This is a genomic window from Oligella sp. HMSC09E12, from assembly GCF_001808505.1.
GTDB classification, from domain to species: Bacteria; Pseudomonadota; Gammaproteobacteria; order Burkholderiales; family Burkholderiaceae_B; genus Oligella; species Oligella urethralis.
The window spans coordinates 36,427-51,545 of sequence record NZ_KV793571.1; the positions used below are offsets into that span (position 1 = coordinate 36,427).

The 15,119-nt window shown below is 45.8% G+C and carries 15 protein-coding genes; 9 read left to right on the plus strand and 6 right to left on the minus strand.

Going from position 1 to position 15,119, the window contains the following annotated elements; genetic code table 11:
* Nucleotides 1-9: 9 nt before the first annotated feature.
* The 3 genes from cysI to HMPREF3179_RS05000 all read left to right on the plus strand — a co-directional run bounded on the left by cysI (nucleotide 10) and on the right by HMPREF3179_RS05000 (nucleotide 4,977).
* Entirely contained in the window at nucleotides 10-1,776 is a 1,767-nt protein-coding gene (gene cysI, locus HMPREF3179_RS04990; protein WP_070469906.1) for an assimilatory sulfite reductase (NADPH) hemoprotein subunit, read from the plus strand.
* 634 nt (nucleotides 1,777-2,410) lie between these two features.
* Nucleotides 2,411-3,535: a cobalamin-independent methionine synthase II family protein gene (locus HMPREF3179_RS04995; protein WP_036559671.1), complete on the plus strand. Its 1,125-nt coding sequence runs from the start codon at nucleotides 2,411-2,413 to the stop codon at nucleotides 3,533-3,535.
* A gap of 104 nt (nucleotides 3,536-3,639) precedes the next feature.
* A complete protein-coding gene (locus tag HMPREF3179_RS05000; protein ID WP_048767492.1) occupies nucleotides 3,640-4,977 on the plus strand; it encodes an MFS transporter in 1,338 nt (445 codons plus the stop codon).
* Here HMPREF3179_RS05000 and HMPREF3179_RS12390 read toward each other — a convergent pair.
* The gene (locus HMPREF3179_RS12390; RefSeq protein ID WP_210398754.1) at nucleotides 4,951-5,127 is read right to left on the minus strand and encodes an integrase core domain-containing protein; all 177 of its coding nucleotides are present in this window, start codon (nucleotides 5,125-5,127) and stop codon (nucleotides 4,951-4,953) included. The genes HMPREF3179_RS05000 and HMPREF3179_RS12390 overlap by 27 nt on opposite strands.
* Before the next feature lie 322 nt (nucleotides 5,128-5,449).
* Between HMPREF3179_RS12390 and HMPREF3179_RS05005 the strand changes: the two genes are divergently transcribed.
* Complete coding sequence (locus HMPREF3179_RS05005) at nucleotides 5,450-5,707, plus strand: DUF2789 domain-containing protein (RefSeq protein ID WP_036559677.1); 258 nt, start codon at nucleotides 5,450-5,452, stop codon at nucleotides 5,705-5,707.
* A 407-nt stretch (nucleotides 5,708-6,114) separates the two neighbouring features.
* Entirely contained in the window at nucleotides 6,115-7,695 is a 1,581-nt protein-coding gene (locus HMPREF3179_RS05010; RefSeq protein WP_070469907.1) for a fatty acyl-CoA synthetase, read from the plus strand.
* 132 nt (nucleotides 7,696-7,827) lie between these two features.
* Here the strand turns inward: HMPREF3179_RS05010 and HMPREF3179_RS05015 are convergent, their stop codons facing one another.
* Both HMPREF3179_RS05015 and HMPREF3179_RS05020 read right to left on the minus strand, forming a co-directional pair.
* Complete coding sequence (locus tag HMPREF3179_RS05015; RefSeq protein WP_070469908.1) at nucleotides 7,828-8,640, minus strand: enoyl-CoA hydratase/isomerase family protein; 813 nt, start codon at nucleotides 8,638-8,640, stop codon at nucleotides 7,828-7,830.
* 118 nt (nucleotides 8,641-8,758) lie between these two features.
* Nucleotides 8,759-9,772: an AraC family transcriptional regulator gene (locus HMPREF3179_RS05020; protein ID WP_070469909.1), complete on the minus strand. Its 1,014-nt coding sequence runs from the start codon at nucleotides 9,770-9,772 to the stop codon at nucleotides 8,759-8,761.
* 444 nt (nucleotides 9,773-10,216) lie between these two features.
* Between HMPREF3179_RS05020 and HMPREF3179_RS05025 the strand changes: the two genes are divergently transcribed.
* The 3 genes from HMPREF3179_RS05025 (at nucleotide 10,217) to HMPREF3179_RS05035 (ending at nucleotide 13,021) form a co-directional block, all read left to right on the plus strand.
* On the plus strand, nucleotides 10,217-11,347 hold the full coding sequence (locus HMPREF3179_RS05025; protein WP_070469910.1) for an acyl-CoA dehydrogenase family protein: 1,131 nt from the start codon (nucleotides 10,217-10,219) through the stop codon (nucleotides 11,345-11,347).
* Between the two features lie 23 nt (nucleotides 11,348-11,370).
* On the plus strand, nucleotides 11,371-12,564 hold the full coding sequence (locus HMPREF3179_RS05030; protein ID WP_070469911.1) for a thiolase family protein: 1,194 nt from the start codon (nucleotides 11,371-11,373) through the stop codon (nucleotides 12,562-12,564).
* A 211-nt stretch (nucleotides 12,565-12,775) separates the two neighbouring features.
* Nucleotides 12,776-13,021 carry a DUF2789 domain-containing protein gene (locus HMPREF3179_RS05035; RefSeq protein ID WP_070469912.1) on the plus strand — a complete coding sequence of 82 codons (246 nt, stop codon included), beginning with the start codon at nucleotides 12,776-12,778 and terminating at the stop codon, nucleotides 13,019-13,021.
* A gap of 241 nt (nucleotides 13,022-13,262) precedes the next feature.
* Here the strand turns inward: HMPREF3179_RS05035 and HMPREF3179_RS05040 are convergent, their stop codons facing one another.
* Complete coding sequence (locus HMPREF3179_RS05040) at nucleotides 13,263-14,051, minus strand: hypothetical protein (RefSeq protein ID WP_052043644.1); 789 nt, start codon at nucleotides 14,049-14,051, stop codon at nucleotides 13,263-13,265.
* Between the two features lie 31 nt (nucleotides 14,052-14,082).
* Nucleotides 14,083-14,295 (minus strand): hypothetical protein, encoded by a 213-nt coding sequence (locus HMPREF3179_RS05045; protein ID WP_036559696.1) that lies wholly within the window; start codon nucleotides 14,293-14,295, stop codon nucleotides 14,083-14,085.
* A 131-nt stretch (nucleotides 14,296-14,426) separates the two neighbouring features.
* On the opposite strand from HMPREF3179_RS05045, the gene HMPREF3179_RS05050 reads away from it, so the two are divergent.
* A complete protein-coding gene (locus HMPREF3179_RS05050) occupies nucleotides 14,427-14,780 on the plus strand; it encodes a hypothetical protein (RefSeq protein ID WP_070469913.1) in 354 nt (117 codons plus the stop codon).
* A gap of 247 nt (nucleotides 14,781-15,027) precedes the next feature.
* Here HMPREF3179_RS05050 and HMPREF3179_RS12500 read toward each other — a convergent pair.
* Nucleotides 15,028-15,119: YadA-like family protein (locus HMPREF3179_RS12500; protein ID WP_246824379.1), on the minus strand; the 92-nt coding region annotated here is incomplete at its 5' end.

The window sequence follows — 15,119 nt, forward strand, 5'->3', positions numbered from 1 at the left end:
ATATTAACAATGAGTCAACACAAGTTTACAGAGGACGATCGCCTAGTCGTTGATGGCCCTCTCTCAGATAACGAACGCTTAAAGGAGCAAAGTGACTATCTCAGGGGTGGCATTGCCGATGACCTGCAGGATGGCTTAACGGGTGGTTTTAGAGGCGATAACTTTCAATTAATTCGCTTCCATGGCATGTACGAACAGGACGATCGCGACATCCGTGCCGCTCGACTAGAGAAAAAACTAGAACCCAAAAAAAACGTCATGCTAAGATGCCGCTTGCCAGGCGGCATCATCACACCCAAGCAATGGTTAGGGATCGATGAATTTGCCACTCAGCATACGGACTACGGTAGTATTCGTATTACCAATCGTCAAACCTTTCAATTCCACGGCGTCTTAAAAGACGATATTAAGCCAATGCACCAATGGCTCCACCAATTAGGATTAGATTCGCTAGCTACGGCCGGCGATGTTAATCGTAATGTGCTTTGCACCTCGAATCCAGTCGAAAGTGAGTTACACCAAGAGGCCTATGAATGGGCTAAAAAGATTTCGGAACACTTATTACCCAAAACCAATGCCTATGCGGATATTTGGTTAGATGGTGAAAAGCTCTTTAGCACTGAGCACTCAAAACCCACAACCCGTGAGGCTAAGGATCCTAATGAGCCGATCTTAGGAAAAAGCTATTTGCCGCGCAAATTCAAAACCGCCGTGGTTATCCCACCGCACAACGACGTGGACATCCATGCCAATGATATGAGCTTTGTGGTCATTGGGGACAATGGCAAACTGATTGGTTTTAACCTCTTGGTTGGTGGCGGTTTATCTTTTGAACACGGTAATACCAACACCTTCCCTGAACTTGCGTATGAGGTCGGTTTTGTAAAACTGGATGATGTGCTTAAAGTCGCCGAGTCGGTTGTCACCACACAACGCGACTGGGGTAATCGTAGCGACCGCAAAAACGCTAAAACCCGCTATACAATCCAGCGAGTTGGTCTTGAGCGCTTTATCGCTGAGGTAGAAAAACGTGCCGGTATTACCTTTGGTGAGCTGCGACCATACGAGTTTACAAGTCGTGGGGATCGTATCGGTTGGGTAGAAGGGCTTGATAAAAAATGGCACCTTACGCTCTTTATTGAAAATGGGCGTTTAATAGACTATCCAGATCGCCCGCTTAAAACCGGCGTGCGTAAAATCGCCGAAATTCATACTGGCGATTTTCGCTTAACGGCCAACCAGAATATCATTGTCGCCAATGTCTCAGCAGCACAGAAAGAAACGATCGAAGCTATCGCTCGCGAACACGCCTTACTGCTTGATAGCGTAACGCCTCTACGCAAACAAGCCATGGCTTGCGTCTCCTTGCCGACTTGCCCATTAGCCATGGCTGAAGCGGAGCGCTACTTACCATCCTTTATCGATACGCTAGACGGTATTATGGCTAAGCACGGTGTGGCCGATGAAACCATCATCACGCGGATCACTGGCTGTCCGAACGGATGTGGTCGTGCCATGCTCGCTGAAATCGCCTTAGTCGGCAAAGCGCCTGGTCGCTATAACTTGCATGTGGGCGGCAATCTGATCGGCACACGGATTCCTAAACTGTATAAGGAAAACATCAGCACCGATGACATTATCGAAATCATCGATGGCTGGGTCAAGGATTGGTCTGAGCACCGCTTGGATAACGAATGCTTTGGCGATTTTGCGATTCGACGTGAGATTGTAAAGCCGGTCATTAATTCAGCCAAGGACTTTTGGGCGGCGAATTAAACAACCCACATAGTCATAGCACACATCAAAACATGGTCCATACTTCTTTATATGAGTATGGACTATGTTTTATTTTTAGTAGAGCTAATTAAGCACGACGTATTTAGTAACTAGCTTCCCATTTCTTAACTTCTCCCGCTTGCTGACGTGCATAGCCGTTCTGCGCTCAGACTCGACCAACGGTTCACGATAATCACGCGCCAAAAACATCTCGATTTCCAGACGAACGGTGGCGTAACTGATGGATTTAACGATTTTATAGATAGCGTTCAATTCATTGATTTAAGACTGAGTAGCTATCATCAGACATCATCAATGCTCGTCTGAATGAGGTTTCCACTATAGGTCCAAGCACAAAGCCTAAAACAAAAGGAGCCCTAAGACACCATCTCTCTGAAACGTTGTCTCACATTCCGACTATTTGCCAGCTTTACCCAGACTACATTCATTTAGCTATCACAAAACATCTCTAAAAGAAAATGCAATGCATTCATGTCAAAAACCATTAACATGAATAAAATTCATACCAAAGTGAAAAACTATCATTTTCTTTTATCGCTTATAACGAATATGATTTAACTATTGATTTTTTTCACTCATGCTGAGGCATGAGGACGCTTTTTAGAGGTATTACATGTCTTTATTCCGATCCTTGCCCCCTTTTCGTGCAGATGTAGTGGGCAGCTATTTACGTCCAACTGCTTTAAAACAAGCACGTCAAGCCTTTGAAAAAGGCGAATTATCCGCCAGTGGGTTACGTGAAGAAGAAGATAAAGCCATCCGTCATAGCGTACAAAACCAGTGTAGTTGCGGTCTACACGTTGTTACCGATGGCGAGTTCCGTCGCACCTGGTGGCACTTTGACTTTTTTGATGGGCTTGAGGGCGTTGAGCGCTACGACGCCGACGAAGGCATTCAGTTTTCTGGCATACAAACTAAATCACACAACGTACGTGTCATCGGCAAGGTCAAGTTTGGTGATCACCCCATGCTTAAAGACTTCGAGTTCTTAAAATCACTCGAATCCGGCGCCACCCCTAAAATGACTATCCCCAGCCCAAGCGTTTTGCATTTTCGTGGCGGCCGTAATGTAGTCAGTCCAGACGTTTACCCCGATTTAAACGAGTTTTTCGACGATTTAGTACAAACCTACCGTGATGCGCTCACTGCGTTCTATCAAGCAGGCTGCCGCTATCTACAGTTGGATGACACCGTTTGGGCGTATCTCTGCTCCGAAGAACAAAAACAAATTGTGCGCGATCGCGGCGACGACCCCGACCAACTCGCTAAAATCTACGCCGATGTTTTAAACCGCATCCTCGAAGGCAAACCCGATGACCTCGTTATCGGTCTACATGTATGTCGCGGCAACTTCCGCTCTACATGGATTTCCTCAGGTGGTTATGAACCCGTCGCCGAACTGCTCTTTGGCACCGTCAATGTGGATGCCTTCTTCTTAGAGTACGACAACGATCGCTCTGGCGATTTCCGTCCTTTGCGTTTTGTAAAACCGGGTAAGCAGCAGGTGGTATTGGGCTTGGTCACCACTAAAACCGGCGAGCTTGAAGACAAAGAATTAATTAAAGCCCGTATTCGAGAAGCCTCACAATATGTCGCGCTGGACCAACTTTGTCTCAGTCCTCAGTGCGGTTTCTCTTCCACCGAAGAAGGCAACAACATCACTGAAGCCGAGCAAGACGCCAAGCTGCGCTTTGTAGTAGAAGTCGCTAACGAAGTTTGGGGCACACCCAACAACTAAACCCCAGCGGTTTAGCGCTATTCGCTACAGCTAAGAGCTCTTCGGAGCTCTTTTTCCCTTTTTCACAGCAAATCCCTATTTCGTGAACTGAGCCGTACGTTGCTATGAACTCCTCAACCACTCCTGCCCCTCTCACCTTACGTCAACATTTAGACGCTGCCTCCATGAGCACCTTACAGTGGCGTGCCATTGCTTTATGTTTTTTAATTAATGCCATCGATGGCATTGATGTCCTTGTCATGGCGTTCACCGCTTCAGCGGTTTCCAAAGACTGGGGGCTAAATAACGTCGTGCTGGGTTGGTTGCTCTCGGCAGGCATTATTGGCATGACGGTGGGATCTGTGTTTTTAGCTCCACTCTCAGACCGCTGGGGCCGTCGTCCCATGGTCTTAGCCAGTTTGGTCGCAGCAGGGGCGTTTATGGTGGTGACTGAATGGGTACAAGATCCATGGACACTGGGCGCTTTGCGCTTTTTGACGGGCATAGGCATTGGTTGTAGCATTGTGAACGCTAACGTGCTCACTAGCGAATACGCCAACGCCAAATGGCGCGCTCTGGCGATTGGTTTGCAATCGGTGGGTTTTGCCCTAGGTGCTACCTTCGGCGGTATGCTGGCGGCCTATCTGTTAAAACACAGCGCTTGGCAGGACGTGTTTGTTTGGGGCGGTATCTTAACGTGGACCACAGCCTTGTTAATTGCCATTGGCCTACCCGAGTCCCTCGATCAGCTCTTACAAGGACGCCACCCTAAAGACAAACAACGCGCCCAGCGCCTCCTGCAACGCATGGGGCAAGGTCAACTGCCTATGTCGGCCACCCCAACCCCCAGCCTGAAACCCAACGCTTTACAAGCGCTACGACTTTTGTGGAGCCCCGGTGCAGTACGCACTTGGTTACTGGGTGGTAGTTTTTTTGCCTTAATGTTTAGTTTTTATTTTGTCACCAGCTGGACCCCTAAACTGCTAGAACAAGCCGGTCTTTCTGCCGACAAAGGCGTAGCCGGTGGTGTCCTGCTGCATGTGGGCGGTATGCTGGGCGCGTTGGCTTTGGGCTTATTAGCCAGTCGCTGGCACTTACAGCGCGTGGCTCAATCATTAATGGTATTAGGCGTCTTTGCGTTGTGTACCGTCATTCCAGCCACTAGCTGGTCCCTGCCCGCCGCCATTATTCTAGGCATTGCCATTGGTTTTTTAATTAATGGATCCATTGCCGGACTGTATGCCACCACCCCGCAAAGCTTTGAAGCCGCTACCCGTAGCTCGGGCGTCGGTATGGTGCTTGCTTTTGCACGCCTAGGCGGCATGGCCTCGCCGGTAGTAGCCGGCCATTTGTTGGAAGCCAACTGGTCTGTTAGCCATTTATATTGGTTGTATGCGGGAGCATTACTACTGGCGGCAACATTTTTACAGCTATTTTTAAAAACACAGCCGCGCCATGCCTAAGGACGGGTGTGGACGAGGGTGGTTGTAAAATCCAATCCAGTCCGCTAACACTCGCTTAGCATGCTGTATGATCTCAAAACGCTGACGATGGACATATTGCTCTTTGAGCGTAAGAATAAAGCGTTCGCCATGCCATTCTGTTGAGGGCAATGTGGCATGATAAACTCCTGGCGCAACCCGTAGCGTCTAAGCAACGACGTATCGTGCTGTGAGCTAAAGATTAAGCCCTTGTCTGAGCGCAAGGTGAGTGGTCTGGTGACGCGTCCTAATGTCCCAAAACGATTAACTCTCGATGATGGTAGTCAATCACGAGCGCTGAGCTTGCCCAACCATCACGACCGGTCCACACGCAGCAAAGGTCTGTAGCCCGCCGTTCCTTCAGAGACAGCTAGGACTGCTCATAATAGACAGCTTAGACTGCTTCCGCTAAGCTATGCTTTAGTAATCACAATTGAAACCTAAGGAGACTGCTATGACGGCCACCCCTCGTATGAGCAATTTATTTTTACAACTCGGCTTAGACGCCAGTGATGAAGCGATTGCTGACTTCATCAACAAGCATCAATTAGCGGCTGATGTGCATATCGTCGATGCGCCGTTTTGGAACGAAGCTCAGCGTCAATTTATCGCAGAAAAACTGGCTGTTGATGGCAGCTGGACAACGGTTGTCGATCAACTCAATGAATCCCTACACGAAGATGCGGTTAAACGTCAAACCGGTTTAGATTAAGCAAGCTCAGCAATCAACTGCATTCGTTTAAACTTAATCTGACACCTCGGCCATTAGTGGGTAGTTGTGTCGGCGACAAGCCGAGTTCAGTTTAGCTACACACATATTCCGTGGCAGCTTTTGCATAGTTTTAGTCTTTCTCTGCCATTTGCATATATAAACGACTGCCATAGAATGGTTAGTACAACTCAAGTCAGATACATAGCAATCTAGACTAAAAAAATAGTGCCGCATTAAAAATCGATAGCGGCAATTACAGGAGACATCGCGTAGGCTTAGCGCAACCAGCGCTAGTCTTATGGCTAACATGCTTTTAGGATTGGCGCCTCAAGTAGTCGCTACAGCTTACAGCTAAGGCGTATCGGTCACGGCATAGCAGTGGCTATTATTGTGGAGGAACTCGCATCATGAATCACCAAATCGCAAGAAAAAACACCATCAACGAGGCAATTAAAAGAGCAATCAGGAAGTTTTCTGATAAAGAAGCCATTGCCTTTGACGGCCGCCGTTGGACTTATCAGCAAATGGACATCGCCATCGATCATATTGCTAGCTATTTGCTTGAGCAAGGCTTTAAGAGCGGTGATCATATTGCGGCCTACGGCGCTAATAGCGATGCCTACGTCTTACTGTGGCTAAGCTGCGTACGCTTAGGTATTGTGCATGTGCCAGTCAACTTTGCACTGACCGCCAATGAGTTAAAATACATCCTCAAACAAAGTGAATCCGTCGCTGTCTTTTATGACAAAGACTTAAGCAAGACCGTTGCGTCATTAAAAGATGAGCTGCCCAATCTGCGCCTCTATGGCACAATCCATGGCGGTGAAACTGCGCATGATATTCTCAACATCGCACTAAACAAAGCGGCCCTTAAGACCCCACTGGAAGACAGCGCCTTGTATCAGCAAGCGGTAGACTTCAATGCGCAATCAGCAGCTCAAATCCTTTACACCTCAGGCACCACCTCACTACCTAAAGGCGCTTTATTAAGCCATGAGGCCTTTTTAGCCGAATATATGAGCGCCATTTATGCCTTAGAATTCAATAGTGAGGACCGCCACTTAGCCGCCTTGCCACTGTATCATTCAGCGCAAATGCATGTATTTTTAATGCCAGCCCTACTGACTGGCGCAGAAAATATTATCATTAAATCGCCTAAACCAGAAATCTGCTTCAAGCTCTTTGTGGACGAAAAGATTAACACTTTCTTTGCCGCACCCACCGTGTGGATCTCTTTGTTGCGACACAGCGAATTCACACCAGAGCATTACACTAGCCTACGCAAAGGCTATTATGGCGCCTCCATCATGCCTTTGCCCGTCTTACAAGAGCTGCGCAAGTTGCTACCAGAGTTACGATTTTTTAACTGCTATGGCCAAAGTGAATGTGCGCCCTTAGTGTCTTGCCTCTCTCCTGAATATCATGAAATCGCCCCCGCATCTGCTGGTCGCCCTGTACTTAATGTCGAGACTCGCATTGTCGACATCAATATGCAGGACGTGCCATTAGGCGAAATGGGTGAAATTGTCCATCGCACCCCACACTTAATGACTGAATACTGGAACAACCCTGAAGAAACCGATGCGGCATTCGAGGGTGGTTGGTTCCACTCCGGTGACCTAGGTTATATGGATGAGCATGGCTTTATTTATATCGTCGATCGCATTAAGGACACCATCAATAGTGGTGGCGTATTAGTTGCCAGCCGCGAGGTTGAAGAATGCCTTTACAAGCACCCTGCCGTAGCTGAGGTAGCCGTGATTGGTCTTGATGACGAAAAATGGGTTGAGGTCGTCTGCGCTGTCGTCACGCTCAAAGAGGGCAGCCAAGTTAGTGCGGAGGAGCTCATCGCCTATGCCAGACAGCACCTAGCACCTTTTAAAGTGCCCAAGGCCGTACATTTCAAAGACGATTTGCCACGCAATGCCTCTGGTAAATTATTAAAACGCGAACTGCGCAAAGAGTTCAAAGGCCTTGAAAACGCCTAATCACTAATCCAAAAACCCAAACTTTCCTGTGATCGTTTGGGTTTTTTTATGCCTGGCAATTGACTCATAATCTAGCGACAGCGCCGTGGGCACACCAACGCCAAAAAATTAAGCGCCAGCTGCCAACTGAGACTAGGAGAAATTAGCTTGACGCTTTTCCATAAAAGCAAGTATGCCTTCTTGCGCATCCCCTTCGGCCGCACTGTCAATAATCAATTTTCGTTCTAGGTCTAAATGATTTTTAAATGTCCGTTGAGTGATCGAATGATCGAGCAAATACTTTACCCTAGACATCGCTTTGGCGGAGCCACCACGAAGCGCCGCTACCAAACGCTGGGCTTGCGTCAACAAATCAGCATCTGGATAAACCCCATCAACAAGCCCTAGATTTAAACAAGCCTGTGCATCGATGGTTGAATTAGAAAGCAATAACTGCCTCGCACGAAATGCGCCAACGCGATTTGCCAACAACCAGGAACTACCAGCATCAGGGGATAACCCAATGGCCGTATATCCACAACGCAACTTCATGGACTCTGCGGCCAATACAAAATCAGCAATCAATGCTAAACCAATTCCAGCACCACCTACGGCACCATTAAGCGCCGCTACAATAGGAAGATGCGAGGCCTCTAATTGCGCTAGCGCATTGTGCAAAGGCTCAGTGATGGCAGCAACAAAACCGGATAAATCATCTCGTTCCTCTATAAACGACTGTATATCACCGCCTACGCAAAAATTCTTGCCAGATCCGGTTAACAAGACCACTCGCACCGATGAAGTATTCACAATCTGATTGACTGCATTCGCAAAGGCCTCAACCAGCGCCATATTAAGCGCATTGCCATGATTCGCTCTATTCAAACGAATCGTTGCAACGCCTGCATCAATATGACAATGAAGCACTTCACTGCTCGGTGGAAGATTATTTTCTGCGGTTGTCATGTTGTCTCCTAAATACTCTTGTTTTTACTAAGGGGAGCTCTTATGCGAGCATATTTTTGTACATATATTCTCATGCCTTCAACACATCTCATCACATTATTTTCGCTAAAGTATAGCCCTAAGCAGTTAAAACCGTCTGTTTACGATAGGCACCAGGTGCACTACCGGTCCATAGTTTAAAGGCCCGATTAAATGCTGCCGGATCCTCGAAACCCAGATTAGTTCCGATCGTTGCGATAGGGGTATCTGTTTTATTTAACAACTCAATCGCAACATCCCGCCGCAAATTATCCTTGATGGTTTGAAAGGTTGTGCCTTCTGCAGCAAGGCGCCTAGCTAGGGTTCGGGGCGATATATGATGAACTAATGCAACATCGCTAACGGTTAAATTTTGATCTAATCTGCCTTGCAAATAGTGACGCAACTGGTGCGTGTGTGGTCTGTCATTGGGTGAAAAATAAAACCAGTTAAGCGGTGCGTTGCGTATAAATTCATTTAACACAGCTGGATCCTGACGAATTGGCTCACGCAAATAAGCCGCATCCAAGTAAAGCGCTGTTATCTTTTGAACAAAGGCGATAGGACCGGGATAAAGCTGATCGTATTCTGACGCATGGCTTGGCTTAGCAAAAGGAAAAGCGATACGTTTAAAGGGTATTTTGCGTCCTATTAACCACGATGAAACGCCCTGCACCAGCATCAACATCAACTCGAGTGTCAGTATGCGTGTATGGCCTAAATCCTTTTTTTCTTCGAGCTCTATTTTAATGATCCCCTTTGAACTGGTTTTGACCTTAAATTCCACATCGTCAAGCAGTAGATAAAAAAAATTTCTAAACCGATTAAGCGCCACACCCAGATCCGGGGCATCTAACATCACCATGCATAAGTATTTAAGCGTGCCATTTCGCAAAGGCCGTGAAAAAAGACCGGGCGTCTCATCGTTGAACTCAATCGCAATCATACGATAGAGCTGAGCGAATTTGTTCATACTAATGCGTGTACCCTCACAGTCCAACAGTGCCGGTGAAATCCCAATTTTAGCCACCCACTCCTCACCGTTGCTTGTGTACTTTGAGGCACCAGCGAGCAAGGCATTCACAAAACGTACGGAAATAGTCTGAATTTCCATGGCCTATCACCCCAATTTACGTGTTTATTTAAAAGAATGGCTTAGCAAGTAGACAAATCAACAAAACAACTGAGTTCATTTTACATATAAACATACTTCGTGGCAGCTTTTGCATAGTTTTAGTCCTTCCCTGCCATTTGAATATATAAACGACTGCCATAGAATGGTTAATAACAACTAAAGTCAGAAACATAAAAATAGTGCCGTATTAAAAATAGATAGCGGCAACGACAGGAGACATTGCTAACGCTTGATGAGGTCACAACAACCCTGAAAGATAGGCGCTCAAGGCCCCACCAAGAAGAGACAGAGGCTATCTACGCCACTTAGCTTTTAAATGACTTTAACTATTTATATTTAACTGAATAACAGCCTCTTAGTGCTGTTCTAGGGTGCTTGTTGCCTGCATTTTGTGACATGCAACAACACCAAGGGAGTATAGCCATGCAATTTGAATTAACTCAAGAACAGAAGCAAATACAATCGTTGGCACAACAATTCGCAAACAACGAAATAAAACCCATTGCCGCTCAAGCAGACCAAAACGCACAGTTTCCTATGTCTATCTATGATAATGCCTTTTCTCTTGGCTTATTAAACTCCTCACTACCACAGGAGTACGGGGGTGCAGGTCTGGGTTGTATGGAGTTGGTGCTGATCACAGAGGAACTTTGCTATGGTTGCTTAGGCATCGGTGCCGCCTTATGCATCAATTCCCTAGCCGCTGAACCAATCTTAATCGCTGGTACTCTCGAACAAAAAACAAAGTACCTAAGCCGCCTAACATCGGGGGCGATGGCAAGCTTCGCACTAACTGAGCCTTCAGCCGGCTCTGATGTCGCATCGATAAAAACCAAGGCAGAAAAAGTTCAGGGTGGCTATCGATTAACAGGTAGCAAAATATGGATCTCCAACGCCAATATGGCTGAGTTTTTTGTGGTCTTTGCAAAAACCGATCCTCAAGGTGGTTATAAGGGCTTATCTGCTTTTATCGTATCCGCCGACACAGAGGGACTCTCGGTAGGTGCCCCGATTTCCAAAATGGGACAAAAAGCAGCGCCCGCGTGCGAGGTATTTTTGGATAATGTCTTTGTGCCAGACGAGCAATTGTTGGGCGAAGAAGGCAGTGGTTTCAACATCGCAATGAAAGTGTTTGACCGCTCAAGACCGATGGTAGCCGCCTTTGGGGTTGGCTTAATCCAGCGCTGTCTTGATGAATCTCTTGCCTATGCCAGAGAACGTGAATCAATGGGTAGACCGTTGATAGCACACCAAGCGATTGCACACAAGCTAGCAGATATGCGCATGCGCTTAGAGACTGCCCGTTTACTGACATACCAAGCCGCATGGCGTTTAGATAATGGTCTTAACAACACAATCGAAGCATCAATGGCCAAGGTAAATGCCGCTGATTCAGCCATGTGGGCAGCCACAGAAACCATACAAATTTTTGGCGGTATGGGTTATTCAACCGAATATCCGGCCGAAAAACTTTTCCGTGATGCCAAAGTATTACAAATCTACGAGGGCACTTCCGAAATCCAGCGCAATATCATCGCACGTGAACTAATGTAAATTGTCATTTAAAGGGTAATAATATGAGTAAAATTCATTCTGATGAAGTGGTTATTCTAGAGGCTGTACGTACAGCATTTGGTCGTCGTGGCGGCGCTTTTAGAGAAACACGCCCAGACACCATGTTAGCAGCTGCGCTTAAGGCGCTTATCAGTCGTTCGGGCCTACCAAGCAACAGGGTAGGTGATGTGTTAGCAGGTTGCGTCAGCCAAGCCGGTGAGCAAGGGGGCAATATCGCTCGCCAAGCTTTGTTAGTTGCAGGCTTTCCTGAAACCGTACCTGGTGTCAGCATGAATCGCATGTGTGGCTCTAGCCAATACGCCATCCATGCGGCAGCCCAAGCGGTAGGTATGCAAGATATGGATTTTGCTATCGCTTGCGGGGTCGAAAGCATGAGCCGAGTGCCCATGTTTCTTGACTTAACTTTAGGACAACATGATTTTACCGGCTTCGACAATTTGCATCCGGACTTATTAAAACGTTTTGATATTCCGCATCAAGTAGAAAGTGCGGAGCTGATTGCAGAGCATTGGTCTTTAACTCGGACGGAATTAGATGATTATGCAGTAGAGAGTCATAAGCGGGCTAAAGCAGCGCGTGATGCCGGCTTACACTCTGAAATCGTGCCATTGCAAGGCGTGGATAAAGAGGGCAATCCCCTCACCCTAGATTACGATGAAGGCATCAGAGACACCATTGATAGAGCCCGCATGGATGCGATGGCACCGGTTTTTAGACCCGCTGATACAGGTAAAATAACCGCCGCCAATGCCAGCCAGATGTCTGATGGAGCCGCCGCAGTTTTAGTTGGTCGTTATGGTCCTGCCTCTGAATTAGGACTCAAAGCTAAAGCAAAGTTTTTAGCTAGAGTTGTGGTGGGCTCCGATCCCATCATGCAACTCACCGGTGTGATACCTGCCACACATCAAGCCTTAGCCAAAGCCGGGTTGAGCATTAAGGATTTAGACTGGATCGAAGTAAACGAAGCCTTTGCCAGTGTCACCCTTTGTTTTGAGCGTGAATTTAAACCTGATACAACCATTCTTAACCCGTGGGGTGGCGCCATCGCTCATGGTCACCCTCTAGGCGGCACAGGCGCTGGTTTAATGGCCAAAATGCTCTCGGGACTACGCCATGTCGATGGCGAGCTAGGTTTACAAGTGATGTGTATTGGTCATGGCATGGCAACGGCAACGATCGTACAGCGCTTGGATTAAGGCCATGATTAGTTAATCACGGTCATCAGCAAATCATGCGTAGATGAGCCATGTTAAATCAGACACATACTAAAAACCTCAACCCCAGGTTGGGGTTTTTTGCTTTTCTTAACAAAACATAAAATCTGTAGATAGCTTCATGATAGACATGTTAAAACGCTTCCGCTAAGCTATTCTTTGGTAATAAAAACGCTAAAGCTAAGGAGAATTTATGACAACACCACGTATAACGAATCTGTTTTTACAGTTAGGCTTAGATGCGAGCGAAGAGGCGATTGCCGAGTTCATTGCTAAGCATCAGCTGGCGGCCGATGTAGAGATTCAAGACGCACCCTTCTGGACAGATGGGCAGCGTCAATTTATTCAGGAAAAGTTGGCAAGTGACGGTGAGTGGGCACCCATTGTGGATCAATTAAATGAGGCCTTACACGAAGATTCGCTAAAAACACAAAATTAAGGAGATAAAAGCCAAGTCGTTTGATGATCGAGTCGGATGTGGCTTAGGCCACATCCGACTCACAGAGCCGTGGGTACGTGGTCCGTAACGATACTCACACTTAACGCCTTCAGTATGATCCGCTGAACAGCCTAGGCTTAGCAAATCAGTGACACTTCTGGGGTGAGCATCAAAGTAGCAATGCGGGTAGGTTGCAACTAGTTGTGTAACTATATAGCTCTAGACAATCTACTACGGAGAACTAAACTCCTCCGCCATACAGATTCTGATTGTGCTCAGAATTATTATCATTATCACCAAAATCGGCGAAATAGTCTGAGTCAAAGAACGACAGGCTTTCTAGCTCCTCCAAACGAATAACCACTCTAAATTTTGATAATTTAGAAAAGCTATCTGTTTCTAGAATGTTTTTCTTCTGGTAAATCGAATGATAATTATGATCTATAATCATTCGAAGAGTATCTTTGTCTCTGTGTCCACTGAGATAAGGAATAATTACAATATTATCTATATCCTCTCTTTCGAACTGTTCACTCTCAATAATTCCTATATAAACTTTGCGAGATTTTAACGATATCCTTAATGGTGTTTGTGTTTCAGCCGCTTCAAGGATTATGTTTAATACAGCGTCTTGATTTTTAAACGACTCCTTCCACGCTTGTTTATTTGCTTCATCAATATGCTTTTGGTAATAGTAAAAATATGAAAAGCAGATAACTAAAACATCAAAAACATAAACCTTTCGATACACATCAAAACTAAGAATACGATAAACAAACGCATAAGGCTTAATCTCTAGCTCAATAAACAACTCGACCAGATAAACCAAGGTAGCCAATATATAAAGCGGCATTACAGCCACTGATAGGGTAAGCAATAAACCTGGAATTAAAATTTCTATCCCATTTTTTGCTAAATGAGCATACGCTTCCCACCCTTGGTTGCGCCTCAGTGTTATCTTACCAAAAGGTGTCGAAGTCAGCTTAAGATAGCCAAAGCATAAAACCACTAGAATAAAAACTAGCCACACCTCTTTTTTTCCTATCTATATATCAATACATTTAAGAGTGATTGCTTTTATTTATATCAATTCGAGCAAGCGCCTCAAGTTGATGTGTAATTTTTCTTTGTACTTTTTTATTGGCTAAGTTGAGCGATATAGAACCATTATCGTGGTATAAAAGCGCTCCCGCCTGATGCTCAGACGTTCTTGGTGTAGTAGGAATCAATTTTGAAGACAGCTTATCTGCTAATTTTATTAAGAAATTAGTCATTACAGCCTCCATAATTAAATTAGATATACAGCAATAAGCTATTTATAATACCCTTTGATTCTAACATAGTTAATAAAAAGCAACTAAGGGTCACGGACTTTTTTATCTAGCCTATTGAGCTCTAAGATAGTTTGCCTAACCTAATTTTCTTTATCTTTGCTTTTTGCTTACAAGGTTCTTTGTGTAATGGCTTGTTGGTTGATGCCTTGCCCATTATGCCAATATGGTTGCGTTTATTGCCTTTTTATATGGCTAAGGCTTTATTGACTACAAGTGACGGCATTCTGACCCCTAAAGTTTTAGATTTTATCACTGCTATTTTCTTTAATCTTGTTAATACCCTGCTTATTTGTCTTGTGTTGTATGCCTTATGGTCACTACATCACAAAGACCATTTTATCCATAGAGCGCCAGGAAAAACAGGATCTATCCCACAAAATAAAAGCCACTTGCTGCTAGCGCTTTTATTGCGCCAATCTACCTAATTATCGAATTTCCAATCAATTTCTTATTGATGTTGTTAATGCCTTGATCTTGTTATTAGCTATTTTTGGTATTTCTCGTTTACTGCTGGGCGCAACTTCAGCAAAATCACTCAACCACGCTAACACTATCTAGGGCCTTATTGCTCAGGGTGACTCTTGCATTCTAAGCGCTTTGCCATTTCGCTAACAAACGATATAGCTCCTGCTGTCCTTACGGAGCGCAGGAGCTGAACTTAATTTATCAATACTACCATTGATAACCAGCGCCAATCGTACCACCTGCACCACCACGGCCAGATGTATTAGCACTGCCTTTTAGGACCCACTTGCCGTTCGCAC